The following is a 23,989-nucleotide window of genomic DNA, read 5'->3' on the forward strand; positions in this document are numbered from 1 at the left end:
GATGGTAATGCCTAACATGATTAGTACTAACGGTGTAACGCTCCGCTACGGAAAACGGGCACTTTTCGAAGATGTAAATATAAAATTTACGCCAGGCAACTGCTATGGACTCATCGGCGCGAACGGGGCGGGGAAATCGACGTTCCTGAAAATTTTGTCCGGGGAGATCGAACCGAACCAGGGCGAAGTGTTTATGACGCCGGGGGAAAGACTTGCCGTGCTCAAGCAGAACCATTTCGAGTATGACGAGTATCCGGTGCTGGAGACGGTTATTATGGGCCATACGCGACTCTATTCGATCATGAAAGAGAAGGACGCCCTTTACGCCAAACCGGATTTCACCGAGGAAGACGGTTTGCGGGCCGGTGAATTGGAAGGCGAGTTCGCCGAGCTGAACGGCTGGGACGCCGAGCCGGACGCCGCCGCGCTGCTGATCGGCCTCGGCATTCCGCGCGAGCTGCACGATAAGAAAATGGCCGAGCTGAGCGGCAACGAGAAGGTTCGCGTATTGCTGGCCCAAGCTTTGTTCGGCCGGCCGAACAATCTGCTGCTCGACGAACCGACGAACCACCTGGACCTCGAATCGATCCAGTGGCTGGAAAACTTCCTGATGGACTATGAAGGCACCGTTATCGTCGTATCCCACGACCGCCACTTCCTGAACAAGGTGTGCACGCATATCGCGGATATCGATTTCGGCAAAATCCAGCTGTACGTCGGCAACTACGATTTCTGGTACGAATCGAGCCAGTTGGCGCTGCAGATGCAGCGGGACGCCAACAAGAAGAAGGAAGAGAAAATCAAAGAGCTGCAGGCGTTTATTCAGCGCTTCTCCGCCAACGCTTCGAAATCGAAGCAGGCGACTTCGCGGAAGAAGCAGCTGGACAAAATCACGCTGGAGGACATCCGTCCGTCCAACCGGAAATATCCGTTCCTGCACTTTAAAGCGGAGCGGGAAGCGGGCAAGCAGCTGCTGACGGTCGACGGGCTGACGAAAACGGTGGAAGGCGAAAAAGCGCTGGATAACGTCAGCTTCGTCGTGAACAAAGGCGACAAGATCGCTTTTGTAGGTCCGAACGGCCTGCCGAAAACGACGCTGTTCCAGATCCTCATGGGCGAACTGGAAGCGGACGGCGGGGAGTATAGCTGGGGCGTAACGACTTCGCAGGCGTATTTCCCGAAAGACAACTCGGATTATTTCGACGGGGTGGAGCTCAATCTGGTGGAATGGCTGCGCCAATATTCGAAAGATCAGGACGAAACGTTCCTGCGCGGCTTCCTGGGCCGGATGCTGTTCTCGGGCGAAGAAGCGCTGAAGAAGGCGAGCGTACTGTCCGGGGGCGAAAAGGTCCGCTGCATGCTGGCGAAAATGATGCTGAACGGCGCCAACGTGCTGCTGTTCGACGAGCCGACCAACCACCTCGACCTGGAGTCGATCACCGCGCTCAACAACGGGCTGATCGATTTCGACGGGACGATTTTGTTTACATCGCATGACCACCAGTTTATCCAGACGATCGCCAACCGCATCATCGAAATTACGCCAAACGGCATCATCGACCGCGTCATGACGTACGATGAATATCTGGAAAGCGAAGAAATCCAAAACCTGCGCAAATCGATGTATCCGGAAGAGGTTAATGCTTAAACCGGAGAACTAGTTGAGTCATTCAAGCCGCATGGGGGTCCGCCGGACGCCTATGCGGCTTTTTTGCCCAGGATAGCAGAAAGGGCGGGATTGGCTGCTGGTTGCTGGTTGCTAGTTGTTGATTGCTGATTGCTGGTTACTGGTTACTGGTTTATTGGCTGGGCGAAGCGTGCAGAGAGATAGCGGCAAAAAAGGTACTTATTTCGGCTGAATGATGGGTGCTGGGCAAAATAAAGGCATTTTATGACGTTATTTTTGGGGCGTACCTGGTAAAAGGCAGTTTTTTTGGAGGTAAAGGAGAAATAAGGACCAAAATGTCCTCTATTGCCGGGGATTGGCCGAGGATTTGAAAAATAGCGGCAAAAATGTCCGCTATCTCAGTGGGGTTGAGGCGGGCGGCAAAATTTTGCGCGGGTTAGCGGGCCAAACCCGGCCTAACTAAGGCCGGCAGCCCGCGCCCGCTGGGCTGGGAGGCTGGCACCCGGATAGCCGGAATCGTGGCATCGGCATTCCAGCGCGGCGCCCGGCGGACATCCGCGGGCAACCGCAACCTGGCATGGCAGCCCGCGCCAGGAAACGGCATGCATAAAGGCACGGGCTTCCCGTGCCTTTATGCGCTGCGGCAACTTTTTGCCGGGCGAATTGCCCTAAGCGCCGCCTTACCAACCACCCTGCGAACCCGCCGGACGGTCCGCCCTACGGGCGTTCTACGACCTGCCGGAAGGGCCGTTCTACGAGCTACCGCACGGGCCGCCGTACAGCCGCCCAACGAGCTGCCGTACGATCCCGTACGAGCCGCCGTACGGACCGCCCAACGAGCTGCCGTACAGCCGCCGCAAGAGCCGCCGTACGGACCGCCCTACGCGAGCCGCCGCAAGAGCTGCCGTACGGAGGACCACCCTACGAGCCGCCCGTACGGCGGCGCTGGTTGTTGGGTTTTTTGTTGTTTTGGCTTTTCAGCGTTTTGGTTTGAAAGCCATCCTTCATTCCCGGCTTGCCTGCGGCTTGCTGCTGCTGTTTTTTCTGGGCCAGCTTTTGCCGCATCGCTTCGGCCAAATCGATTTTGCGCGGTTCATTATTTTCGGTCATGGTGATCATCTCCTCGAAATTAGGAAAGGGGCTGTCCCTATTCTATACGTTTTTAAAAGCGTGTACAACGGGAATAATGGAGGCTGGAGCGCTTTTGCCTCGGCCAACACTGTTTCTCTGGACTCACACGGGGGGTATTTGTTACGATGATTAAACGTTTTAATTCCTGACTGGTTCGGGAGAGGTCTGGAGGTGCGGGACTTGGTGGATATATATGAAGATATTCGAAAAGGGGAACGCGGGGCTTGGGTCAGCATTGCCGCTTATTTGGTGCTGTCCGCCTTTAAACTAATCAGCGGTTTTTATTTTGCCTCAAGCGCGCTGCTTGCCGACGGGTTTAATAACTTGACGGACATCGTGGCGTCGGTGGCCGTGCTGATCGGGCTTAAAATTTCGCAAAAACCGCCGGATTCCGATCACGCTTACGGCCATTTCCGGGCGGAAACGATCGCCGCGCTGGTCGCTTCTTTTATTATGGCCATGGTCGGCATTCAGGTGATCGTCGACGCGGTCCGCGCCCTGGCGGCCGGCGAACAAACAGAGCCGGATGTGCGCTCGGCGCTGATCGCCCTGGTCTGCGCCGCCGCGATGGGCGGCGTCTATTGGTTCAACCGCCGGTTGGCCAGGCAGATCAACAATCAGGCGCTGATGGCGGCGGCCAAGGACAATTTGTCCGACGCTCTGGTCAGCGTAGGGGCGGCCGTCGGCATTTTCGGGGCCCAATTCGGGCTGCCTTGGCTGGACACCGTTGCGGCTATCGCCGTCGGTATATTGATTTGCAAAACGGCCTGGGATATTTTTCGCGATTCCACTCACAATTTGACGGACGGTTTTGACGAAAAAGAATTGCGCGATTTGCGCAGTTCTATCTCGCGAATCCCCGGAGTAGAAGGGATTAAAGACTTAAAAGCCCGCGTGCACGGCAACCATGTGCTCGTGGACGTCGTCATTGAGGTGGAACCTCATCTGACGGTGATTGAAAGCCATGAAATCAGCGACCGCGTGGAGGAGCGGATGCGGCGGATCCAAAACGTGATGCATGTCCATGTGCATGTGGAGCCGAAGGGAACGGCCTAAGCGGCTTGAGCCGCCGTAAATAGATATTCTTGTTCATGCGGACAAGCGGTCGCCTCATCAAGGGATGGCCGTCAATTTAGAAGAACAGCCGGGACAGTTTTTGTATGGCAATCACCATGCGAGAACCTGTACCGGCTGTTTTTTTTGGAGGCAGCGCGCCGATAGAACTTCTTATCAGCTTGCTGGATCAAATGCAAAAGTGCATTTCTTTTTTACTGGATTTCTATTCTAGAGCGATTGAAATGTAAAAGTGCATCTGAGTTGGGGGCGTTTCGATTAAAAGGGGGTCTTGACCGGAAATGAGCTGCCCTTTCGGCTTTTGCATTTGGCGAACCGTTTTCGGGAAGTTCCGGCAAAAACCGCATGCCCTTTTGCATGTCGTGGGGGGATGCACTTCCTTGGTATTCGCAGATCGCGGTTCTCAAGCGTTCCGGATTTTTAGCAAATAGGGATGAACCCGCTTCCGTGGACTCCCAACAAACGTCCTAAAGCATAGGTCTTTTGGGAATTGATCCAAATTTACCCATGATGTATCTTCAATTTCACAATAAAACCCTCCGCAAGTCAACGCCCCCAACGATCTGCGAGATTGTTGGCGGCTTCACATCCGTTGGCTGGAACGCGGAATAAATAGGACATGTTCCTCTTTTCTTGAAGGATCATTTGGGAAATATGTCTTTGAATACGCTTTCCTATAATGCGAGAATCGACCGATTTAGACATCTTTCGACAAGGGATATAATGGGGACAAGTCCAAAAGAAAGGAGAATTGAACGAAAACTAGAGACAGCAAGAATTACACAAGGAGGCACAAAACCTATGAAACGAAGCGTCACCATTGCTTTATTGAGCGCCATTTTACTATCTTCCTATACAGCGTTACCGGATCAAGCGTCCGCATCCGCGGCGGCAACCGCTGGATCGGTCGCCAAAGGACATATCAACAGCGGGGTGAATCTGCGCACCAAACCTTCTCTTTCCGGAAAGGTGATCGGCCTGGTGAAAAAAGGCTCCCAGGTCACCGTTTTGGACCGAAGCACCAAGTACTTCTATAAGGTGAAAACGCAAGGCGGAACGGTCGGTTATGTCAGCGCAAACCCGAAATACATTACGGTTTCTTCCGGCTCTTCCGCTCCGGCGCCAAAGCCTGAGACTTCGGGGAGCGTAAGCCGGCAAATCGAGCAGGTGATTCAAACGGGGATGAAGTATCTCGGCACCCCTTACGAGTTCGGTTCGAACCGGAATACGACGACGACGTTTGACTGCTCCGATTTCGTCAGACAAGCCTATAAAGAGGCGCTTGGCATTACTCTGCCGTCCGATTCGCGCAAACAGGGGGCCTGGATCAAGGACAACGGCACGGCCGTTTATGACATCGGCAGCCTGAAGCGGGGCGATCTCGTTTTCTTTATGAGCTATAGAGGTTCGAAGGCTTCGGACTACGCGGGCATCGACAAGCAGAGCCAGCGGATAACGCATGTGGCGATGTATCTCGGCAATGGACAATTGCTTCACACCTATTCGACCAAATCGGGCGGGGTGAAGGTAGACCAGCTTGACGGGGCGTGGGTGCACCGCTTTATGTTTGGCGGAAGCGTCCTGAAATAAGCCGGCTTTAGGCCGCCTCCCCGAATTCATATATATTGTTTTCTCGGCCCTTTCTCGGAAAGGGCCGATTCGTTTTTCGGCACCATACGAGCCTGCCTTCACATGAGAATCGCCGGCGGCACATAGATTGAATTATGGCATGGCATGATGGCCCGGACCCGCGGGGGGATTTCGATCATGGGAACGAAAGCGAGGGAAACGGATATGATTTGGGAAATCAGTGTGGCGTGCATTGCGGCGGTATTTGCGGTGGTTGCGGTTTTTTTGGCGAGAGTCTTGAGGGCGGCGGAACGCTCGATGCGGCAGGCGGCAGAAACGCTAAACGTTATGCAAAACACGGTTGCCGATCTAAGTTCGGACGTCAAACGCCTTGTGCATCAGGCGAATGATCTCGCCGCCGATGCGCAGCGCCAGCTGAAGCTGCTGGAACCGGTCCTGGAAGCGGTTCACCTGGCCGGCGAAGCATGGGGTGAAACGGCGCTGACGGCCAAACAGGTGTCCGCGGCGCTGGCCGGCCTCCTTCGGAGCCGTTCCAAAACGGCCAAAGCTTCGGCGGCCGCGGCTTCCAGCGCCAAAGCGGCGGAACCGGAGCAGCGGAGAGCGGGGGATGCTTCAGCGGCCAGTCCGGCAACCGGTTCAGCAAACGATCGGGCATTAGGCCAGGCCGATCCGTCCATGAGCGAAAAGGGAACGGATGACGGCTCCGAAGCAGGCTGGGTCAAATGGGCGGATCTTGCCGCCGAGATATGGCGGAAATACCGGAGTTAACCTGGCGGAAACGGCTTCCGGAAGTTTTTTTCGGTTTCACCCCGCAGCCAAGCGGGTAATGTAAACGAGTAGTGCGCACTATAGTTCGCTTTATTTTAAGGGAGATATATATGAGAATTTTAATCGTCGACGACAACCCGACCAACATCATTATCATTCGGGAAATTCTGAAAAAAGAGAAATACCGCAACACCGTGTCCGTTTCCTCTACGAAGGAGATGTTTGAACGTTTGGGAGTGCGAAGTCTGGAGCGGATCGAGGAGTGCGGGCCGTCCGATATCGATTTGATTTTGCTGGATATGATGATGCCCGATATGGACGGGCTTGAGGCCTGCCGGCTGCTGCAGCGGTCCGAGCATTTGAAAGAGATACCGATCATCATGGTAACGGCCATCGGCGATTCGAACAAGCTGGCGGAAGCGCTGGATGCGGGGGCGAATGATTTCGTCACCAAACCCATTAACAAAGTGGAGCTGATGGCCCGAATCCGTACGGCGCTGCGGCTGAAGCTGGAAAAAGACTGGCACAGGAACCGGGACCAGCGGATCCAGGAGGAACTGAAGCTGGCGGCGCTCGTACAGAATGCGGTGCTCAGCACCCCGATCCACGATCAGCATGTTGAAATCGATGCCATCTATAAACCTTCCAATGAATTGGCCGGGGATTTGTATGCCTGGTATTCGCTTGGCGAAGGCAGGTACGGCGTTATTTTGCTCGACATGATGGGGCATGGCATTTCCTCGTCGTTGTTCTGCATGTTTATCTCCTCGGTCATGAAAGACACCGTTCATAATTTTGTCGAGCCGGAAAAAGTCATTCAGGAATTAAACCGGCAATTTAATCAATTACATATCGTAAGCAAGCTGATTCAATATTATTTTACGGCGATTTATCTTGTCGTGGACACGCGGCGGAAAAAAATCGACTACGTGAACGCGGGGCATCCGCCGGCGCTGTTCTACAAGCATGACGGATCGCTCGTCAAGATGGACCGGATCGGTCCGCCGGTCGGGTTGTTTGACGAAATGGAGGTGTATCCTCAAACGCTCTATTACGAGGAAGGCGGGCATATCGCGCTTTATACGGACGGTCTGACCGACGCGCAAAGGGGCACTTTGGAGGAGCGCCAGGCATGGCTCGAACATTCGCTGAAGGGCAGCGGCCACCGCTTCAACCGGGAGGAGATGAACCGGATGTTTTTTGACGAAGGTCTGCCGCGCGAGCGGGAAGACGATAAATGCCTCGTTTGGATCTATTTGAAATGACACAGGAGAGCGGCTTTTTTTGTTTCAGCTTCGGACATGCTGGGTTATCTTGTAGTAAGAAACTTATTTCAGGAGAGAGTAGCGATGAATACGAGAAAAAGTGAAAAGTTTTCCGCAACGCCGCAATTTGAAAACGGGGTGCGCACCGTGGTTTTGCGCGGAGAGCTGGATTTGTCCGTGGCTCCCGACCTGCGTAAAGTGCTGGAACCTTTGGTAGGAAACGAAGATGAGGACCTGATCATTAATTTGAAGGAGCTAAAATATATCGACAGTACCGGGATTGGGATTCTGCTGTCCATTTTGAAGGCAAGACAAGGGATGCCCGGCCGATTTTTCGTCAGAGAAATCCCCGATCATATTCACAAGCTGTTTGAATTGACCGGGATTGCCAAATTTTTTGCGGAATAGGAGAATTCCCATTAAGTGAGAGTTCAAAAAGTCGGGTTTTCAGCACCGAGAAGGCTGAATGAAGCTAGGGAGTGAGGAGCGGAACGTACGTTTTAGGTACGTGAGCACCGGAAGGCCCTGCTGAATTCAAGATTCGACGTCGAATCACTTCATGATCTGCTTCTTGATCAAAAGCGGACTTTTTGAACTACCTATTAAGGAAAGGATCGAGTATCATGATAGAGGAAATAGAAAGAATCGTCATCAATTTGCCGGCAACCGCGGAGTACGTGGATATTGTCAGGTTAAATTTGTATGGTGTAGCCTCGAAAATGGGTTTTTCGTACGAAGAAATTGAAGACATGAAAGTAGCCGTATCCGAAGCCTGTAACAATTCCGTGCTTTACGCCTACAAGCAGAGGGCGGGTATGATGGAAGTCACGTTCGAAGTTTTGGCCGATGCTTTGTCGATTACGGTCAGAGATGAAGGGGAGAGCTTTGAACCGTGGGACAAGCCGGAAAAGCGCGCCAGTTTGCACGATAAAAAACTGAGCGAGGTGACGGTTGGCGGATTGGGCTTCTATTTGATGCAAGCGCTGATGGATGATGTCGTTGTGGAAAACGAAGTCGGACACGGAACGAAGGTGACGATGCTGCGCCGGCTCCAAAAGAGCGAGGAGAAAGTATGACCGAAAAGCAGACTCCCCATGAGTCGTGGCAAGCAGCGGTTTGTCTGATCAGAGTTTATCAAGAAACGAAGGACAATGAAGTCGCGACGGAATTGATCCGGAAATACGATCCCATGGTCAAAACGGCCGCCAGCAAAATTGCCCGGAACCGGCCCGATTTGTATGAAGACCTGTATCAGGTGGGAGAAATGGCTCTGATCCGGCTGCTTCAGCAGTATGACACCAGCCTCGGCATTCCGTTTGAGCCTTATGCGATGAAAAGCATGATTGGGCACATGAAAAATTATTTGCGGGACAAGTCCTGGTATATCCAGGTGCCGCGCAGAATCAAGGAAAAAGGCGCGCTTGTGCAGCAGGCCATCGACGAGTTGACCGTAAAGCTCGAACGTTCGCCCAACGTCAAAGATATCGCCGAATATTTGGAGCTGTCGGTGGAGGAAACGGTCGAAGTGCTTGCCGGACGCGAATGCTATCATTATGTGTCTCTGGATTCGCCGCTTTCCCAGGAGGAAAGCGCAGCAACGCTGGGAGAACTGCTTAGCTCGGAAACGAATGACTATGAAGCATTGGAGAAAAGGATGGATTTGCAGCAGGCGCTTTCGTTTTTGAAAATGCAGGAACAGCAGGTGCTGCTGCTTGCTTTTCAGGAGGGGCAGTCGCAAAGAACGATCGCCCGCAAGCTGGGCATGTCCCAGATGAGCGTTTCCCGCATCCAGAAACGGGCGACGGAGAAGCTCAAACAAATTATGGACCAAATGAACGCGCATTAACAACCTGACATACTAACCTACGAGAATCCGCGCTGCCTTCCGGTAGGAAGGCGGCGTTTTTGGCTTTTTTATTCCACTACTGCAGGGGATCGGGCTTAAATCCGTCATTCGCATCTTCACGGCCTTTTTCCAGCTGCTTCATGTCCTCGCCGAGCTGGATCAAATCCTCCATATCGTTGACCATCGAGCCGTTTTCGGCCTCGGAAATATCCTTGTGGCCGGGAAATTCACCGGAAGCGGCGTCCTTAATTTGCTTGCTGACGTATTGCTCCTGCTTGTCTTCAGGTTTCATGGCCGATTTGCCTCCTCTGACTGAGTATGGGGTCATGACAAGTAGTTTGCGCCGATTTCACAAATCACATGTACTATATACATGTCACAAGGACGCCCTTAACCGCACATTCGTCAGGCAACTTATATTTAGAAGGATCTATAGCCTTTATGGTAACACTATACTATACTGTAGTGATGGAATCCGGATTATAAGGGGAGAACGAGCCGTATGGAAACAGTACTGGTGAACGAATACCGAGGGGGCCTTTTGGAATGCACCCACTTTGGACATATATGCATCGTGAATGGCCGGGGCGAGGTGGTGAAACGGGCTGGGAATCCTCATCAGCTTATATTCACCCGGTCGGCGGCCAAACCGATTCAGGCGATTCCGGGAATACGGGCGGGCATCGTAGAGGCGTTTGGCCTCGGCGATGCGGAGGCCGCGATCATGGCCGCGTCCCACCGGGCCGAAGCGGCGCATGTCGGAACGCTGGAGCGGCTGCTGGACAAAACCGGGCTTAAGGAAGAAGCTTTGGTATGCGCGCCAAGCCTGCCGCTGGATGAACACGCCAGGGAACGGGTGCTGCGCCAAGGCGGGAATCGGAGACGGTTATACCATAACTGCGCGGGCAAGCATTTGGGCGTGTTGGCCTACTGCAAGCTGAAAGGCTATCCCCTGGACGGCTACAATCGGCCGGAGCATCCGGTGCAGAAAGAGATTCTGGCAACGCTGGCGGAGCTCGCCGGCTGCGCGCAGGACGACATCTCGCTCGGCACGGACGGCTGCGGTTTTCCCGTTTTCGCGCTGCCGCTGTCCGCGTTGGCGGCCGCCTACGTTAAGCTGGCCCGCCCGGAATTGATTGACGATCCAAAAACGGCGAAGGCCGCCGCGTTCATCGCCTCCGCCATGAACCGGCATCCTCGGCTGGTGGCCGGTTCGGGGCGGATCGATTCAATTTTGCTGGCGGATCCGAATATCGTCGCCAAAGGCGGCTTTAAAGGCGTGTATGCCTTCGCTTTGCGCAAAGAGCGGCTTGGCGTTGCGTTTAAGGTATTGGACGGTTCGGAGGAGGAATGGGGCCTGATCGTTACGGCCATTTTGGAACAGCTCGGTTACGGCAACGAAGAAACGCTCCGCAAGCTGCGGAGCGCCTTTCCGTCTGCGATCAAAAATGATGAAGGCTGGGAGGTCGGTCATGCGGAGACGGCCTTTTCGTTGGGGAATCCGGTTTGACACCCGGCTGCCCGGCGAGAGAGCCGGCAGAACGGACGAACGAATAAACTTCAAAATGTAACGGACACCACGGGCCTTATTCGGCGTGAATGTGTCCGTTTCGTTTTTTTTGCGCAAATAGGGGCTCCCCTGTCCGTTGCTGGAAGTGAAAACTGTGTTTTTTCGGGCAAATAGGGTCGTTTGGGTCCCTTAGCCTTGGGGCGTCCATGTGGTCCGGCCTGCTGTCACCAACGTTCACGTTATTGTTCGCGCTATTGCTGGGAACCTTCCGCTAGGCCTTGCTGCGGAGCCGGCCCAACTCCTGGGCGAGCGCTTCGACCTCGGAAATGCTGAGGCGCTCCTTGCTCATCACGATATCGTAGACGTCGCGGATGTCGTCGTATTGCTCCACGCTGAACGCCGAAGCCGACATGGCCGCTCCCGAGGCCATTTTCAGCTTCGTTTTGATCGCCTCAATCATAAATTCAACATTAGCCTGGCTTTTTATGGACAAATCCATCTTCTTCATCCTTCCATAACTTTCGTAGTTCGTATGATACACGACCTCTATGAGCTATTGTATCATGCCGGGGTAAAATTCATGAACCTTTGCGGTGATCCGGCGCAATGCGTTACAATCAGGGTACATATATACGGGAGGGGGCGAGCAGGGGAACGTGGAGGTTTGGAAGGGATGGCCGCAGGCCGGTTTGGAGCCAACCAAGCTAGGCGGCGGCGAACTGGACTCTTTTTTTCAAAAAATTTATACCAGGCATCAAGGGAAAACGATCACATTTCTGTGCATCGGCACAGACCGGTCTACGGGTGACGCGTTGGGCCCGCTCGTCGGCACGAAGCTGGCGGAGCGGGGAATAAAGGAAGTCGTCGGCACGCTCCGGGAGCCTTGCGACGCGGGGAATCTGCAGGCACGCATGGCCGCCATACCGCCGGAAAATATCGTCGTGGCCATCGACGCCTGTCTGGGGGCTCCGGGATCGGTAGGTTATTACCTCGTTTCGGAACAGCCGCTGCAGCCGGCGCAATCGGTGGGAAGCAGCTTGCCTGCGGCCGGGCATTACAGCGTAGCCGCCGTCGTCAATGTGAAGGGGCCCAAGCCCTACTGGACGCTGCAGATGACCTCGCTGTACAAAGTGTTGCAAATGGCCGATGAAATCGCAGCCGCGGCGGCTGTGTCTTTTGGAAAATAAAACCAAGAAGAAAGAAGGTAGCGTCATGGACAAGATAACGGTTAACGGATTTACGATCGCCTATGAGCGGCAGGGACAAGGCGAAACGGTAGTGCTGCTGCACGGATTTTGCGGCAGTTCCGCATACTGGGAGAAGGTTCAGCCGCTGCTTGCCTTACAATATCAAGTGATTGCCCCGGATCTGAGGGGACACGGCTTCACGGATGCCCCGCTGGGGGCTTATTCCATCGATCAGATGGCCGATGACGTCGCCGGACTCATGGAGGCGCTCGGCATTCCGAAGTATACGCTGCTCGGGCATTCCATGGGCGGGTACGTAACGCTGTCTCTCGCGGAGCGTTACGCTTCGCGGCTCGATGGATTCGGGCTGATTCATTCCACGGGATTCCCGGACAGCGAGGAAGCCAAGGAGAAACGGCTGCAGGCGGTGTCGCTCATCCGCGCCGAAGGGATGACCGCGTTTGCGGACGGGCTCGTTCCGGGCCTGTTTGCCGCGGAAACGGCGGCCAAGTCTCCGTCCGACGTGAATCGGGCGAAGGAGATCGGCTACCGTACGCCGCCGCAGGGCGCGGCCGGAGCCGCCCTGGCGATGCGGGAACGCCCCGACCGCCGGGACGTGATGGCCGATACATCGCTCCCGCTGCTGCTGGTGGCCGGCGAAAACGATACGGTCGTTCCGCCGGCGCGGTTATTTACGGCGGAAGGCCCGCACGTAACCAAAGCGGTCATCCCGGGGGCCGGCCATATGAGTATGTATGAGGCGCCGGAGCAGCTTCACACGGTCATCGCCGATTTCCTGCGGCAAGTTTACGGCGGGAAATAAGCGGAAGACCGCGCTGCGCTGCCTTAAGGCCGCCGGAAAGGAATGGAGAGACATGCTGCGGAGAGATTACCTGGTTCGCATGATCGAGGATATGACGGAGATTTTGGGAAAAGTATTTGCGCTTAAACAGGAGAAAAAGACGGTGGAGGCCCGGACCGAGCTGGACGAACTGTACAAAAGGCAGTTTCGCCTGAATTCACAGCTTCTAGGAACCTTGGCGGCCAAGGATATCGTGCAAATGTTCCGGACCGGCGGAGAGATTGAAGCCGATAAGCTGCAGAGTCTTGCCCGGCTGCTTAAGGAAGAAGGCGAGTTGCTCATCTCCTCCGGGGAGCGGGACGAAGGGATTTCGCGCTGGATGAAATCGCTGCATCTGTATTTGACGTCCGCGCTTAGCGGCGCGGATCGTTCATTATGGGACTGGGAGAATAAAATCGCCGAGCTAAGGCCGCTGTTAAAAGAGTACCGTCTCCCCGCCGAAACCGGCGTTCTGGTCTTCCGTTACGAAGAACAGGAGGGCCGTTTCGACCAGGCCGAAAACGTCTTGTTCCGGCTGTTGGAGGATGGCGAACTTTCCAAAGACGAAGGAATCGCTTTCTATCAACGGCTGCTGCAGCTTCCGCCGGAACGCCTGGAGGCGGGCGGGCTGCCGCCGGACGAGGTCCGGGAAGGGCTTGCGGAATTGGAAAGCCGTTTTTAGCGGGGCCCGCGTTTGAAGCGGACGGCCGCTATTCCGGAAATAAATAAGAATAACTAAGTCAGAAAGGCAGCTGGCATCAAATATGGAATCACTGCAGAATCTCGCGGGCCAACTGGCCGGGCAGGGCAGCCTGATTACGGCGACGATCAGCGGGCGCCGCAAACCGGGCGAAACCGAATACAGCAAAGTGCAGATCAAGCCCGTGGAATTGAAGGGGCGTCTGCATTATCAGTTTGCTTATCACTATCCGAATAAAGTGACCCACCGGAATATTCCGGCCGAATCGTTTGCGGACGAGCTGATGAAATTGTTTGGGGAAACGTTCCGGCAAGGATTGCTTTGTACGGCGGAGGCCGACTATCAGGTGCTCATCAGCAAGAAATTCAAAGTGAACATTCTGAAAAAGGCCCCTTCCCGCAAGCCATTGGGTACGCTGACGCATAACCGCCGCAAACAATACGTGCTTGAAGAGGGAACGCCGGTGCCATTTCTGGTCGAGCTGGGCATCATGAACGCTGAAGGCAAAGTGCTGGCCAAAAAATACGACAAGTTCAGGCAGATCAACCGTTTCCTCGAAATGGTGCAGGACGTGCTCCCCCATCTGCCGCAAGGCCGCCCGCTGACGATCATCGATTTCGGCTGCGGTAAATCGTACCTGACGTTTGCGTTGTATCATTATTTGGCGGTGCAGCAGCAGCGGAAACTGAAAATCGTCGGGCTCGACCTGAAGGCGGACGTCATCGAGCATTGCGGGGCGCTCGCCCGCAAGCTGAACTATGACGATTTGCGGTTCCTCGTCGGCGATATTGCCGATTACGATGAATTAAGCGAAGTGGATATGGTCGTCACGCTGCATGCGTGCGATACGGCTACCGACGCGGCGCTGGAGAAAGCGGTCCGCTGGAACGCTGCGGTCATTTTGTCGGTCCCCTGCTGCCAGCACGAGCTGTATAACCAAGTGGACAGCCCCGTGTTGGAACCGCTGCTTGGACACGGCATCCTGAAGGAGCGTTTTTCGGCGCTTGCCACGGACGCGATCCGCGCCAAGCTGCTCGACGTCATGGGCTACAAGACGCAGCTGCTGGAATTTATCGACATGGAGCATACGCCGAAAAACATCCTGATCCGGGCCGTCAAATCGCCGGGCGGGAATACGGACAAGCTGTGGCAAGAGTATGCCGCTTTCCGCGATTTTTTGAGCGCCTCTCCTTATCTGGAGCGGGCGTGCCAGGATCTGCTGCCGGGGGTGGAGGTTCAAAGGGAGCGCTAATTCTGGCCGGGTAAGTTGTTGATAGTATGGATAAATATTAGGTAGGGCTAATAGGGGAGCTGCTTCATGGCTCCTTTTTTCTTTTAAATCATCACCTTGCGGGTTGCGGAGATTTTAGCGGTCTCGGCTCGGCTATGGCTCCAAGCTTTAGCTGCCAACTGCAAAAGTGCCTCTTATTTTCCGTATCTGGCCCGTTCAAGGCCATTGAAATGCAAATATGCAGTTGTTTTAGATGGATGTGGTAAAAAATGGTTGTATAGCGGAAATGAACTGCACTTTTGCATCTGAACCTCTATTGCCGGAGCCTTTTTCATTAAATGGCCTGCACTTTTGCATTTCATTGACTATTCTTTCATATTTGCTCGTGCTTATATTCGCTCGGGCTCGTATTCGCTCGTAAACATCGCTACTCCCTAGGCTCCCTCTCGATTTACGGGCAAAATCGCTTTACTCCCCCCACAATATGGCAAACCGTGTTGCTTTCATTCCAATTCCATTCCGCATCATGAGCAGAAGCACATTACTCTATTCAACCATGAAACCCGCATTTAGCAGCCTCATTATGCAACAAGTATCTAACATTACCAAATCAATGAAATTAAGAATACGCATGGACGGAATGGACAATGACTGTAGGTGTGGGCGAAGGATGCCGTGCGGAAACATGCTGTTGGAAAATGTTAGAAGGGGAGGGCAGGAATGAGTGGATTCGGGTCATCTGTGCCGGCAGCCGCGGTTTGCGGGACGGGCCTGGCGCTTTGCGGGCTGAACGGGTTGTTTTTTATGGATACGGAACCCGCCCTGCTGCTCGTTTCGGGATGGCTGGCGGTTTCGGCCGCGATGGCCGGGGGGTGGGTTTTAAGATGGAGAAAATCAGAGCGGCGGCGCTTGCTTCGCGAAAGCCCTTTGGACGGCTGGCTGCTTGCGGGTCCGTTTGTTCTGGCTGCGCTGTACGGATTAACCTTGCTTGCCGCCAAAGCCTTGTCGGTTCAAGCAACATTTGAGGCCGTTTTGGGCTGGGCTTTTTACGGCGTTGTTGGCGTTGCTGTTTACTTGGCGGCGGGAGAGAAGGGCGGCAGGCGCTTGTTGGAAACAGGCTGGCTGGCGGTCGGGGGGCTGCTGGCCGTAACGGGGCTTGCGGCCGTATACGGCTTGCTGCCGCTGCCGGGAGCTGTTTTGCGGACCGCCGACCGGGAGATCGCCGCGGCGGGGGCGAGACTTGGCGGCTTGCTGCAATATCCGAACGCCTACGGCGCGGTCATGGCCGCGTTTTTGCTGGAGCGCCTGGTCAGGCTGGCCGGCTGGAGCGCGGTGGATTTCAGCCGGGAGCGCCGTTGGCGCGGATACCGGGCGGCCGCATGGGCGCTGCTTTACGCGCTCTGCCTGCTGCTCAGCGAGTCGCGCGGGGCTTTCGCGGCCCTGCTTATCGGCTGGGCGGCGGGTTGTGCCTTGCTGCGCGGGCCCGCACGGCGGCGCTACGTGCTCCACAGCGGCGTTATCGTTGCTGCCGGAGCCGTGCTCGCCCGCCAGCTTGCCGCCGCGCAGCTGGCCCCGGCGCCGCTGCCGGGGCTGCTGGCGCTGGCCGCGGTGCTGGCGGCGGAGCTGCTGCTGGCGGGGCTGGCCGCCCGCTGGCGCGAGGTGCGCAGCAGCAGCTCCGCCCGCGTGGGCGCCGCCAATGTAGGCGTCGCAGGGCGCCGCGCCGCCGCAGAGCCGCGCCGCAGCGGGCCCGGCGGCCCGGACGCCGCTGCACGCGGCTCGGGTGCGGCCGGCTCGGGCTCGCGCCTCTGGCGGCGCCCGCGCGGCCACCGCAGCAGCGGCGCCACGCGAAGCGGCAGCCCTGCCGGCCGCTTTAGCCCGCGGCGGACCGCGCCGCTCGGGCGCGCGCTGCTTTGCGCCGCGCGCGGCCGCCCCGGCGCTCGCGCCCCGCAGGCGCCGCCTCTGCGGCCTGCGCCGTGCCCGCGCCGCTCCGCCGCCCTGCCCCGCAGCGGAGCCCTGCGCCGCGCCGCCGCCTGCGGCGGAGCCGCGCTGCTGCTCGCGGCGCCGCTAGCGGCGCTGGCGGCCGCCGGTTTCCCGGGGCGGCTGTTCCGCCCGGAAACGTGGTTCGCCCGCGCCGCGATGTACGGCGACGCCGCGTTGCTGCTGCGGCAGTCGCCGTGGCTCGGCCAGGGCGGCGATGCCTGGCGCCAGGCGTTCCGCAGCGTGCAAAGCCATCCTTACGTCGGCAATGAAGCGCACAGCGGCTACCTGGACATCGCCCTCGATCTTGGCTTGCTGGGCCTCGCCGTCATGGTGCTCTGGCTTGGCGCGGCCGCAGTCCGCCTGTTCCGGGCGAGAAGCCCCTTGCTTCCGCCCTTTGCGGCGCTGCTGCTGCATAGCGCCGTCGATTTTGATATGAGCTACGGCATCGTTTGGCTGCTCATCATCGCGATGATCGGCATGGCGAAAGCGGGAGGCGCAGCCCAAACGGAGCCCGGGAAGGAGCGCGAGCCCAATCCGCAGACTGAGGTTTTGGGGCAGATCCGGACTTTGGGAGGGCACGCTAAGGTCCGAAATAAAAAGCGCGAGCCGGATGTGACGCCGAACGCGCGCACAGCGGAGAAATTGCCGCGGCTTATGCGCGCCGTTTCCGGCTTTGTGCTCTGCGTACTGCTGCTTGCGGCAAGTACGGCCGGCTTTCTGCAGGCGGAGAGCCTTCGGCTGTACCGCTCAGCTTTGTCCTTGGAGGAAGCGGCGGGCCGGAACTCACCCTCTGCGTCGACACAATCACAAGCTGCGGCAAAAACGCAAGGAAATTCCGGCCTTTCCGGCACATCCGTCTCCATTGTCGTTTCTTCTGCGGATGCTGCGGATGATGCGAATGCTGCCCGGAACCGTCAGGCCGCGCTGCTCAAACGGTCGCTCGCCTGTTGGCCGTACCGGACACCGGCGCGGCTGGCGCTGGCCGGCTTGTCCGCTCCGCCCGAGGCGGCGGCCATTCTGCGCGCCGGGCTCGCTTACGATGCGGCCGATCCCGCTTTATGGCTGGCGCTGGGCGGCGCTTTGGCCCGCCAGGGAGACCTTGGCGCCGTCCCCGCCATGAACCGGGCGCTTGAACTGGACCGGTTCGATCCGCATCTCCAAACCGCCGCTTTGCGCGGCTTGGAGCAGCTGGCCCGGCGCCTGTCGGAGCAGGGGCGGCCGGAGCAAGCCAAGGCGGCCGCCGCGGCGGGAGCGCGGACCTACGCCCGCTACGCTGAACTGGCCGACTCGGTCAGAACGTCCGTGCAGCGAAACGACCGGCGATTTCGCCTGACCGCCGAAGCCGTCATTCTGGGCGAAGCGCTGCGGCACATGGCCGATTCCGCCGCTTCCTCCCAGGCGCGGCTGAATTAGCCCAAGCTGAACGGTTGCCCGGCGGCGTCTCTTACCGCAAGTTTGCCCGCCGCGCAGCGCGTTCGCTTAACCTCCAAAGGCCGCCCGGAACGCCGCGGCCAGCTTTTCCCGGTCGATCCGCCACAGTTCCGCCAATTCCCCGCTGACCTCCCGATCCCACCAGTCGGCGAGCACTTTCCGGTTGCTGTGGTTTTCGTGGATCCAAAGCAGGTTGCCGATCACTTTTTTGTAATACAGCGTTTCGCCCTCCCGAATCAGGTTTTCGGGAATATATACGCCAAGCCTTTTTATGGCGCGGTACAGCTCATTGTTGCAGCTCCGGCGGATTTTGCGCGGACTGGGGAGGGACTCCTGATGTTTTGCGGAGAAGTTGCCTGCCATATTGCGAGACCTCCTTTTTCACCAACATATGCACCCGCTCCCGCCTAAGTTCGCTTTGCTCCTAAGCCGAAGTAGAATGCATGTCCCCCGCTATGATAGAATAGACTTTGATCATAGGGATATTTTTGCAGGGCGGACAAGAAAACAAGAAGCGACGAGGAAAGAGGACGAAACGGTGGAGTGGATATCAAATCTAATCAGCACACTATTGGATTGGGTTCAGCAATTGGGGTACTTCGGCATTATGCTCGGTTTGATGATCGAGATCATTCCCAGCGAAATCGTGCTGGCTTACGGCGGATATTTGGTGCATATGGGCAGCATTAATTTCGTGGGGGCGGTGTTTTTCGGCGTTGTCGGCGGCGTTATCGCCCAGTTGTTCATTTACTGGATCGGCCGTTACGGCGGCAGACCGATTTTGGAAAAGTACGGGAAGTACATTTTGATTAAGAAAAAACATATCGACGTGTCCGAAGCCTGGTTTTTGAAATACGGGTCAGGCGTCATTTTTACCGCCCGGTTTATCCCGGTGGCGCGGCATGCGATTTCGATTCCGGCCGGGATGGCCAAAATGCCTGTCGGCAAGTTTTTGCTGCTGACCACGCTGGCGGTGATTCCCTGGTCGATCCTGTTCGTGTATTTGGGGATGCTGCTCGGCGAACAATGGCAGCATGTCGATGAGAAGGCCGGTCCTTACATCATGCCGATTTTGCTTTGCGCTTTGGCCTTGCTGATCGTGTACGTGGTCGTTAAAATGTTCAGCAACAGGAAAAAAGCAGCGAAATAACGCTGCGGGCGCGTTAGAGGCGCAAAGGTACCGAGAACTAACCGAGAACTAACCGAGAACAAAGGAAGAAGGCGGAAGGTATGCTGAAAATAGAAACATTTACGTTGGGGCCGCTGCAAACGAACGCTTACCTGGTCCGGGGCGACGATGAGAAGCGGGCGATCGTGATCGACCCGGGCATGAACCCGGGCCCGCTGCTGCGCGCCGTCGAAGGGCTGGAGATCGAAGCGATTTTGCTGACGCACGCGCATTTTGACCATATCGGCGGGGTCGACGAAATCCGCAAGCTGAAAAAATGCCCGGTATACGTCCACCCGCTCGAGAGCGAATGGCTGACCACGCCGAAGCTGAACGGCTCGCTCATGTGGCCGGAGGTGTCGCCGCCGATTTCGACCGATCCGGCCGAATACGATCTGGCCGAGGGGCAGAAGCTCCGGCTGATCGGGCGCGAATTTACCGTCTATCATACGCCGGGACATTCGCCGGGCAGCGTTAGTTTTTTGTGCGGGGACGAGCTGTTTTCCGGAGACGTGCTGTTTCGTTTAAGCGTCGGGCGGACCGATTTGCCGGGCGGCCGGGAAGCGGATTTGTACAATTCGATCCGCGGCAAGCTGTTCCGGATGCCGGATGAAGTTAAGGTTTACCCGGGGCATGGCCCCAAAACGGCGATCGGTTTCGAACGGGCCAACAATCCTTACGTTTCCTGAAAATTGTGTGAGAAAAACGTCTATCGACGTATTTTCAAGGAAGCCAAACCTTCGCTGTACCGGGGTTCGCGCCGCAACCTGATCGTCGCCGAGCAGATGATGCCGCGTTACCCCTATTTAACGGAAATAGAATGGTTTAAGAAGGACGACCCGGCGGGATCAGCTGCAAAAGTGCATTCTATTTTTCGGCAAATCCTCATTTTAGGCGGTTGAAGTGCAAAAGTGCATCTCATTTCGGATAGTACGACAAAAAAGTAGCTTTTGCCCGGACACGAACTGCATTTTGACATTTGAAGCGCCGGTTTAGAGGAGGTTCGACAAAAACCGCCTGCACTTTTGCATTTCGCGGGCTTCCCCCGTCAACGGCGAAATTACAACAAATTTCATGAAAAAGTGCAAAAATAGTGGACAAAAGTACATAGCTTTGGTAGGATGTACTTAATTAAAACATTGTAACTTTTGCGAAGCACGCAAGCTGTGGAATAGTCCCGGTTTGCGTTCTTTTTTGTGTTTTTTTGCCAATCATTATGTTCGCCGCTTTCTTTTGCCGTTTCGATTTTGTTAAAATAAGGATAAATGACTGCAAACCGGAGGACCTCTAATGTGGATATCGAGCTGTTATTGCGCGTCCTGATCGCAGGGATATGCGGCGTCCTGATCGGGTTTGAACGCAAGAACCGCATGAAGGAGGCGGGCGTTAGGACCCACTATGTCGTAGCGGCTGGAGCGGCGCTGATGATCATCATTTCGAAATACGGCTTTCAGGATCAGATCGGCTGGAGCAATCTGTCCCTGGACCCGTCGCGGATCGCGGCCGGCGTCGTCAGCGGGGTCGGATTTCTTGGCGCCGGCATGATATTTATGCAGAAGCAGACGGTTAAAGGTTTAACCACGGCGGCGGGCATTTGGGCGACGGCGGGAATCGGCATGGCGGTTGGAGCGGGGATGTATTTTATCGGGATCGCTGTAACGCTCCTCCTGCTGCTTGGGCAAATCATCCTGCACGGCCGCTATAGCTGGCTGACCTCTCCCAAGACCGATACGGTTACCCTTGTGCTGAAGCGGGAGGAAGGGATCATCGACCGTTTTCTGGATCGGCTGGAGGAACTGCATGTTTCCGTGCTCGGCTTTGAAGCGGAGTGCCGGGATGAGGAAATCGAGCTGGAACTGACGGTGCAATTTAAGTCGGGGGCGAATTTGGAAACCTTGCTGTCGTCCATGAATGAAGATATTAAACGGATGAAAGTAGAGTAACATGCTGTGAGGTTGCCTATCTTTCATTTTTTTAGTAGGATAATAAAATAACTTATTATTGAATGAATCAGGGAGGTAGACGATGCTTCATTTGGGAGAGAAAATTGTGATCGTCGGCGATGCCTTTGAGCAGAATCTTCCTGTTGGGGAATATGGCTACGTAATTGCTTATGACCGCAATCCGGATAACGCTTTTGACTATGTCATCAGATCTCCTAAGACGGGGCGGAATTACTTCGTTCCGCAGAGCGATATAGAATCCGAAGAACGGCTGATTGAGCAGGAAGTAGAGCGCAGAACACAGGAAGCACTGATCGATTACGCTTTGGCTACGCACAACGAGAAGCTTTTCCGGCAAATCATGAACGGCGAAAGCAACGATGCAGGCGAGCAGAACGAATCAACAAAGGAAGTAATGTCCCAGGCGGAATTCATCAAGCAGGTGAATTTGCGGGCATGGATATAAAGAGCCGGCGTTTGCCGGCTCTTTTTCTGTCCAACGCAGTCCAATTCGAAAAAACACCTCCGTCCCTTTTGAAGCTAAATGGGGAGCGGAGGTGTTTGCTTATTTATAATACGAAGCGATAAGCGGGACCATGTAGCCCGCGTTGTCACCGACTTGATTGCCATGATCATCCAGTACCCAAATATCATAGTAAAATTGAATGGACTTTTAAATAATGCATATTGAACTATTTTTGGGGTTGGAGCGGGATGGCCCGCGAATATGTAACGGATTGAATTGAGGGGGATTCTACAATATAATTTAAATCAATTGTATGGACATGGTAGAATGGAGCAATCAGGTTTTCCTGGCTTGAATAAAGGAGGGCAACAAAGTGAGTATCCAGATGAAAGACGTTGAACATGTGGCCAAGCTGGCCCGCTTGCATTTGACCGACGAGGAGCGGGAAATGTTCACGGAACAATTGAACGCTATTTTACAATATGCCGAGAAGTTAAACGAGCTGGACACCGATCAAATCGAGCCGACGACGCATGTGCTGCATCTCAGCAACGTCATGCGGGAGGACGTGGTCAAAGAGAGCCTGCCGCCGGAGAAAGTATTCCTTAACGCGCCGGACGAAGAGGACGGGCAGTTTAAAGTTCCGGCCGTGCTGGAATAGGAATAGGTCCTGCATTCGGACCGGCATTCATTTGGGCGACATTTAGCTGAAACGTGAAAATTGAAGGAGGAAATAAGCTTGGCGCTGTTTGATTTGCGTTTGCAGGAGATACATAATCAACTGCACAACAAGGAGCTGTCCGTATCCGATTTGGTCGGCGAAGCCTTCGCCAAAATTCGGGAACGCGACGAGAAGATCGGGGCGTTTTTGACGCTGAACGAAGAAGGAGCCCGGGCCGAGGCCTCGCGGCTTGACGATAAGCTGGCTTCCGGGGGGCAACGGGGACTGCTGTTCGGTTTGCCGATCGGCATCAAGGACAACATGGTGACGGAAGGGCTGCTAACAACATGCGGCAGCCAGTTTTTGAAGAACTACAATCCGATCTACGATGCAACGGTGGTCACGAAGCTGAAGCAAGCGGAAGCGGTGACGATCGGGAAACTGAACATGGACGAATTCGCCATGGGCGGCTCGAACGAGAACTCTAGCTTCCATCCCGTGCGCAATCCGTGGGATTTAAGCCGCGTTCCCGGCGGTTCAAGCGGCGGATCGGCGGCGGCGGTGGCGGCCGGGGAAGCGTTTTTTGCGCTGGGTTCCGATACCGGCGGTTCGATCCGCCAGCCGGCTTCGTACTGCGGCGTCGTCGGCCTGAAGCCGACTTACGGCCGCGTATCGAGATACGGGCTGGTGGCTTTTGCCTCCTCGCTGGATCAAATCGGTCCGATTACGAAAAATGTCGAGGATGCCGCTTACGTGCTGCAGGCGATCGCCGGACACGACCCCAAGGACTCCACTTCGGCGGATGTCGAAGTTCCGGATTACCTGTCGGCGCTGACCGGGGAAATTTCCGGGCTGAAAATCGCCGTGCCAAAGGAATACCTGGAAGGCGTCGACCCGCAGGTCAAAGCCGCGGTGCTGGAAGCTCTGCGCGTGCTGGAAAGCCTTGGCGCCGTGTGGGAAGAAGTTTCGCTGCCGCATACCGAATACGCCGTGGCGGCTTACTATCTGCTCGCGTCCTCCGAAGCGTCGTCCAACCTTTCGCGGTTTGACGGCGTCCGTTACGGCGTGCGCGCGGACCATGCCGGAAGCCTGCTCGATCTCTATTACGACTCGCGCAGCCAGGGCTTTGGTGCGGAAGTGAAGCGCCGCATCATGCTGGGGACTTACGCGCTCAGTTCGGGTTACTACGATGCCTACTACTTGAAGGCCCAGAAGGTCAGAACGCTGATCAAACAGGACTTCGACCAGACCTTTGCGAAATACGACGTCATTATCGGCCCGACGGCGCCGACGACGGCCTTCCCGTTGGGCTCGCAGGTCGACGACCCGCTGACGATGTATTTGAACGACATTTTGACGATTCCGGTCAGCTTGGCCGGCGTTCCTGCGCTGAGCGTGCCGTGCGGTTTTGCCGAGGGAATGCCGGTTGGCCTTCAGATCATCGGCAAGCCTTTTGACGAGAGCGCGATCCTGCGCGTGGCCCACGCGTTCGAAGCGAATACGGATCATCATCTGAAGCGTCCGGCGTTGTAAGATCCCCATAGAATTCATTCAAAGTTTGCAGGAGGAC

Annotated in this window: 25 protein-coding genes; 20 read left to right on the forward strand and 5 right to left on the reverse strand. The window is 55.8% G+C overall.

The features are described from left to right. Positions 1-16: 16 nt before the first annotated feature. On the forward strand, positions 17-1,648 hold the full coding sequence (locus NYE74_RS08810; RefSeq protein ID WP_036619714.1) for an ABC-F family ATP-binding cassette domain-containing protein: 1,632 nt from the start codon (positions 17-19) through the stop codon (positions 1,646-1,648). A gap of 731 nt (positions 1,649-2,379) precedes the next feature. Here NYE74_RS08810 and NYE74_RS08815 read toward each other — a convergent pair. After that, positions 2,380-2,547, reverse strand: a complete 168-nt coding sequence (locus tag NYE74_RS08815; protein ID WP_155620869.1) for a hypothetical protein — start codon at positions 2,545-2,547, stop codon at positions 2,380-2,382. 1 nt (position 2,548) lies between these two features. Continuing rightward, a complete protein-coding gene (locus tag NYE74_RS08820) occupies positions 2,549-2,737 on the reverse strand; it encodes a hypothetical protein (protein ID WP_036619715.1) in 189 nt (62 codons plus the stop codon). Positions 2,738-2,941: 204 nt separating this feature from the next. Here NYE74_RS08820 and NYE74_RS08825 point away from each other — a divergent pair, with 204 nt between their 5' ends. The 7 genes from NYE74_RS08825 (at position 2,942) to NYE74_RS08855 (ending at position 9,301) form a co-directional block, all read left to right on the forward strand. Beyond that, the gene (locus NYE74_RS08825) at positions 2,942-3,814 is read left to right on the forward strand and encodes a cation diffusion facilitator family transporter (RefSeq protein WP_174719616.1); all 873 of its coding nucleotides are present in this window, start codon (positions 2,942-2,944) and stop codon (positions 3,812-3,814) included. 819 nt (positions 3,815-4,633) lie between these two features. Further along, complete coding sequence (locus NYE74_RS08830) at positions 4,634-5,422, forward strand: C40 family peptidase (protein WP_124333466.1); 789 nt, start codon at positions 4,634-4,636, stop codon at positions 5,420-5,422. Positions 5,423-5,599: 177 nt separating this feature from the next. Continuing rightward, a complete protein-coding gene (locus tag NYE74_RS08835) occupies positions 5,600-6,190 on the forward strand; it encodes a DUF948 domain-containing protein (protein WP_051985254.1) in 591 nt (196 codons plus the stop codon). Between the two features lie 110 nt (positions 6,191-6,300). Next, the gene (locus tag NYE74_RS08840) at positions 6,301-7,455 is read left to right on the forward strand and encodes a SpoIIE family protein phosphatase (RefSeq protein ID WP_036619719.1); all 1,155 of its coding nucleotides are present in this window, start codon (positions 6,301-6,303) and stop codon (positions 7,453-7,455) included. An 84-nt stretch (positions 7,456-7,539) separates the two neighbouring features. Then, entirely contained in the window at positions 7,540-7,863 is a 324-nt protein-coding gene (locus NYE74_RS08845) for an STAS domain-containing protein (RefSeq protein ID WP_036619720.1), read from the forward strand. A gap of 215 nt (positions 7,864-8,078) precedes the next feature. Continuing rightward, positions 8,079-8,531 carry an anti-sigma B factor RsbW gene (rsbW, locus tag NYE74_RS08850; protein ID WP_124333468.1) on the forward strand — a complete coding sequence of 151 codons (453 nt, stop codon included), beginning with the start codon at positions 8,079-8,081 and terminating at the stop codon, positions 8,529-8,531. Continuing rightward, positions 8,528-9,301: a sigma-70 family RNA polymerase sigma factor gene (locus tag NYE74_RS08855; RefSeq protein ID WP_036619724.1), complete on the forward strand. Its 774-nt coding sequence runs from the start codon at positions 8,528-8,530 to the stop codon at positions 9,299-9,301. The genes rsbW and NYE74_RS08855 overlap by 4 nt, the downstream gene beginning before the upstream one ends. A 76-nt stretch (positions 9,302-9,377) precedes the next feature. Here NYE74_RS08855 and NYE74_RS08860 read toward each other — a convergent pair whose 3' ends face one another. Continuing rightward, complete coding sequence (locus tag NYE74_RS08860; RefSeq protein ID WP_115311344.1) at positions 9,378-9,593, reverse strand: hypothetical protein; 216 nt, start codon at positions 9,591-9,593, stop codon at positions 9,378-9,380. Positions 9,594-9,803: 210 nt separating this feature from the next. Here NYE74_RS08860 and NYE74_RS08865 point away from each other — a divergent pair, with 210 nt between their 5' ends. Next, positions 9,804-10,811 carry an asparaginase gene (locus NYE74_RS08865; protein ID WP_213510911.1) on the forward strand — a complete coding sequence of 336 codons (1,008 nt, stop codon included), beginning with the start codon at positions 9,804-9,806 and terminating at the stop codon, positions 10,809-10,811. Between the two features lie 271 nt (positions 10,812-11,082). On the opposite strand, the gene NYE74_RS08870 is transcribed toward NYE74_RS08865, so the two are convergent. Then, entirely contained in the window at positions 11,083-11,310 is a 228-nt protein-coding gene (locus NYE74_RS08870) for a DUF1128 family protein (protein ID WP_036619730.1), read from the reverse strand. 157 nt (positions 11,311-11,467) lie between these two features. Here NYE74_RS08870 and yyaC point away from each other — a divergent pair, with 157 nt between their 5' ends. The 5 genes from yyaC to NYE74_RS08895 all read left to right on the forward strand — a co-directional run bounded on the left by yyaC (position 11,468) and on the right by NYE74_RS08895 (position 18,163). Further along, positions 11,468-11,998 (forward strand): spore protease YyaC, encoded by a 531-nt coding sequence (gene yyaC, locus NYE74_RS08875; RefSeq protein ID WP_036619732.1) that lies wholly within the window; start codon positions 11,468-11,470, stop codon positions 11,996-11,998. Positions 11,999-12,023: 25 nt separating this feature from the next. Beyond that, a complete protein-coding gene (locus NYE74_RS08880; protein WP_036619734.1) occupies positions 12,024-12,821 on the forward strand; it encodes an alpha/beta fold hydrolase in 798 nt (265 codons plus the stop codon). Between the two features lie 52 nt (positions 12,822-12,873). After that, a complete protein-coding gene (locus NYE74_RS08885; RefSeq protein ID WP_278739534.1) occupies positions 12,874-13,521 on the forward strand; it encodes a DUF6483 family protein in 648 nt (215 codons plus the stop codon). 82 nt (positions 13,522-13,603) lie between these two features. Continuing rightward, positions 13,604-14,791, forward strand: a complete 1,188-nt coding sequence (locus NYE74_RS08890) for a class I SAM-dependent methyltransferase (protein ID WP_115311345.1) — start codon at positions 13,604-13,606, stop codon at positions 14,789-14,791. A 699-nt stretch (positions 14,792-15,490) separates the two neighbouring features. After that, a complete protein-coding gene (locus NYE74_RS08895; protein ID WP_341004747.1) occupies positions 15,491-18,163 on the forward strand; it encodes an O-antigen ligase family protein in 2,673 nt (890 codons plus the stop codon). A gap of 66 nt (positions 18,164-18,229) precedes the next feature. Here NYE74_RS08895 and NYE74_RS08900 read toward each other — a convergent pair whose 3' ends face one another. Next, on the reverse strand, positions 18,230-18,544 hold the full coding sequence (locus NYE74_RS08900; RefSeq protein WP_036619740.1) for a hypothetical protein: 315 nt from the start codon (positions 18,542-18,544) through the stop codon (positions 18,230-18,232). Between the two features lie 175 nt (positions 18,545-18,719). Here NYE74_RS08900 and NYE74_RS08905 point away from each other — a divergent pair, with 175 nt between their 5' ends. From NYE74_RS08905 to gatA, 6 genes are all read left to right on the forward strand, one after another. Next, the gene (locus NYE74_RS08905; RefSeq protein ID WP_036619741.1) at positions 18,720-19,331 is read left to right on the forward strand and encodes a DedA family protein; all 612 of its coding nucleotides are present in this window, start codon (positions 18,720-18,722) and stop codon (positions 19,329-19,331) included. A gap of 80 nt (positions 19,332-19,411) precedes the next feature. Continuing rightward, positions 19,412-20,038, forward strand: coding sequence for an MBL fold metallo-hydrolase (locus NYE74_RS08910; protein ID WP_036619742.1), 627 nt, complete (start codon positions 19,412-19,414; stop codon positions 20,036-20,038). 576 nt (positions 20,039-20,614) lie between these two features. Next, the gene (locus tag NYE74_RS08915; protein WP_036619743.1) at positions 20,615-21,292 is read left to right on the forward strand and encodes an MgtC/SapB family protein; all 678 of its coding nucleotides are present in this window, start codon (positions 20,615-20,617) and stop codon (positions 21,290-21,292) included. Between the two features lie 82 nt (positions 21,293-21,374). Beyond that, positions 21,375-21,758, forward strand: a complete 384-nt coding sequence (locus tag NYE74_RS08920; RefSeq protein WP_036619744.1) for a hypothetical protein — start codon at positions 21,375-21,377, stop codon at positions 21,756-21,758. A gap of 373 nt (positions 21,759-22,131) precedes the next feature. Next, positions 22,132-22,419, forward strand: a complete 288-nt coding sequence (gene gatC / locus NYE74_RS08925; protein WP_036619745.1) for an Asp-tRNA(Asn)/Glu-tRNA(Gln) amidotransferase subunit GatC — start codon at positions 22,132-22,134, stop codon at positions 22,417-22,419. Between the two features lie 78 nt (positions 22,420-22,497). After that, positions 22,498-23,952, forward strand: a complete 1,455-nt coding sequence (gatA, locus tag NYE74_RS08930) for an Asp-tRNA(Asn)/Glu-tRNA(Gln) amidotransferase subunit GatA (RefSeq protein WP_036619746.1) — start codon at positions 22,498-22,500, stop codon at positions 23,950-23,952. Positions 23,953-23,989: the final 37 nt, after the last annotated feature.

Origin of the sequence: Paenibacillus sp. FSL P4-0127 (genome assembly GCF_038007325.1) — a bacterium.
GTDB classification, from domain to species: domain Bacteria; phylum Bacillota; class Bacilli; order Paenibacillales; family Paenibacillaceae; genus Fontibacillus; species Fontibacillus macerans.

What these genes read in the sequence shown, in the direction of transcription:
- NYE74_RS08810 (WP_036619714.1), top strand. Translation starts at nt 17, where the DNA reads ATGATTAGTACTAACGGTGTAACGCTCCGCTACGGAAAACGGGCACTT.
- NYE74_RS08820 (WP_036619715.1), bottom strand. Translation starts at nt 2,737, where the DNA reads ATGACCGAAAATAATGAACCGCGCAAAATCGATTTGGCCGAAGCGATG.
- NYE74_RS08830 (WP_124333466.1), top strand. Translation starts at nt 4,634, where the DNA reads ATGAAACGAAGCGTCACCATTGCTTTATTGAGCGCCATTTTACTATCT.
- NYE74_RS08835 (WP_051985254.1), top strand. Translation starts at nt 5,600, where the DNA reads ATGGGAACGAAAGCGAGGGAAACGGATATGATTTGGGAAATCAGTGTG.
- NYE74_RS08840 (WP_036619719.1), top strand. Translation starts at nt 6,301, where the DNA reads ATGAGAATTTTAATCGTCGACGACAACCCGACCAACATCATTATCATT.
- NYE74_RS08845 (WP_036619720.1), top strand. Translation starts at nt 7,540, where the DNA reads ATGAATACGAGAAAAAGTGAAAAGTTTTCCGCAACGCCGCAATTTGAA.
- rsbW (WP_124333468.1), top strand. Translation starts at nt 8,079, where the DNA reads ATGATAGAGGAAATAGAAAGAATCGTCATCAATTTGCCGGCAACCGCG.
- NYE74_RS08855 (WP_036619724.1), top strand. Translation starts at nt 8,528, where the DNA reads ATGACCGAAAAGCAGACTCCCCATGAGTCGTGGCAAGCAGCGGTTTGT.
- NYE74_RS08860 (WP_115311344.1), bottom strand. Translation starts at nt 9,593, where the DNA reads ATGAAACCTGAAGACAAGCAGGAGCAATACGTCAGCAAGCAAATTAAG.
- NYE74_RS08865 (WP_213510911.1), top strand. Translation starts at nt 9,804, where the DNA reads ATGGAAACAGTACTGGTGAACGAATACCGAGGGGGCCTTTTGGAATGC.
- NYE74_RS08870 (WP_036619730.1), bottom strand. Translation starts at nt 11,310, where the DNA reads ATGGATTTGTCCATAAAAAGCCAGGCTAATGTTGAATTTATGATTGAG.
- NYE74_RS08880 (WP_036619734.1), top strand. Translation starts at nt 12,024, where the DNA reads ATGGACAAGATAACGGTTAACGGATTTACGATCGCCTATGAGCGGCAG.
- NYE74_RS08885 (WP_278739534.1), top strand. Translation starts at nt 12,874, where the DNA reads ATGCTGCGGAGAGATTACCTGGTTCGCATGATCGAGGATATGACGGAG.
- NYE74_RS08890 (WP_115311345.1), top strand. Translation starts at nt 13,604, where the DNA reads ATGGAATCACTGCAGAATCTCGCGGGCCAACTGGCCGGGCAGGGCAGC.
- NYE74_RS08895 (WP_341004747.1), top strand. Translation starts at nt 15,491, where the DNA reads ATGAGTGGATTCGGGTCATCTGTGCCGGCAGCCGCGGTTTGCGGGACG.
- NYE74_RS08900 (WP_036619740.1), bottom strand. Translation starts at nt 18,544, where the DNA reads ATGGCAGGCAACTTCTCCGCAAAACATCAGGAGTCCCTCCCCAGTCCG.
- NYE74_RS08910 (WP_036619742.1), top strand. Translation starts at nt 19,412, where the DNA reads ATGCTGAAAATAGAAACATTTACGTTGGGGCCGCTGCAAACGAACGCT.
- NYE74_RS08915 (WP_036619743.1), top strand. Translation starts at nt 20,615, where the DNA reads ATGACTGCAAACCGGAGGACCTCTAATGTGGATATCGAGCTGTTATTG.
- NYE74_RS08920 (WP_036619744.1), top strand. Translation starts at nt 21,375, where the DNA reads ATGCTTCATTTGGGAGAGAAAATTGTGATCGTCGGCGATGCCTTTGAG.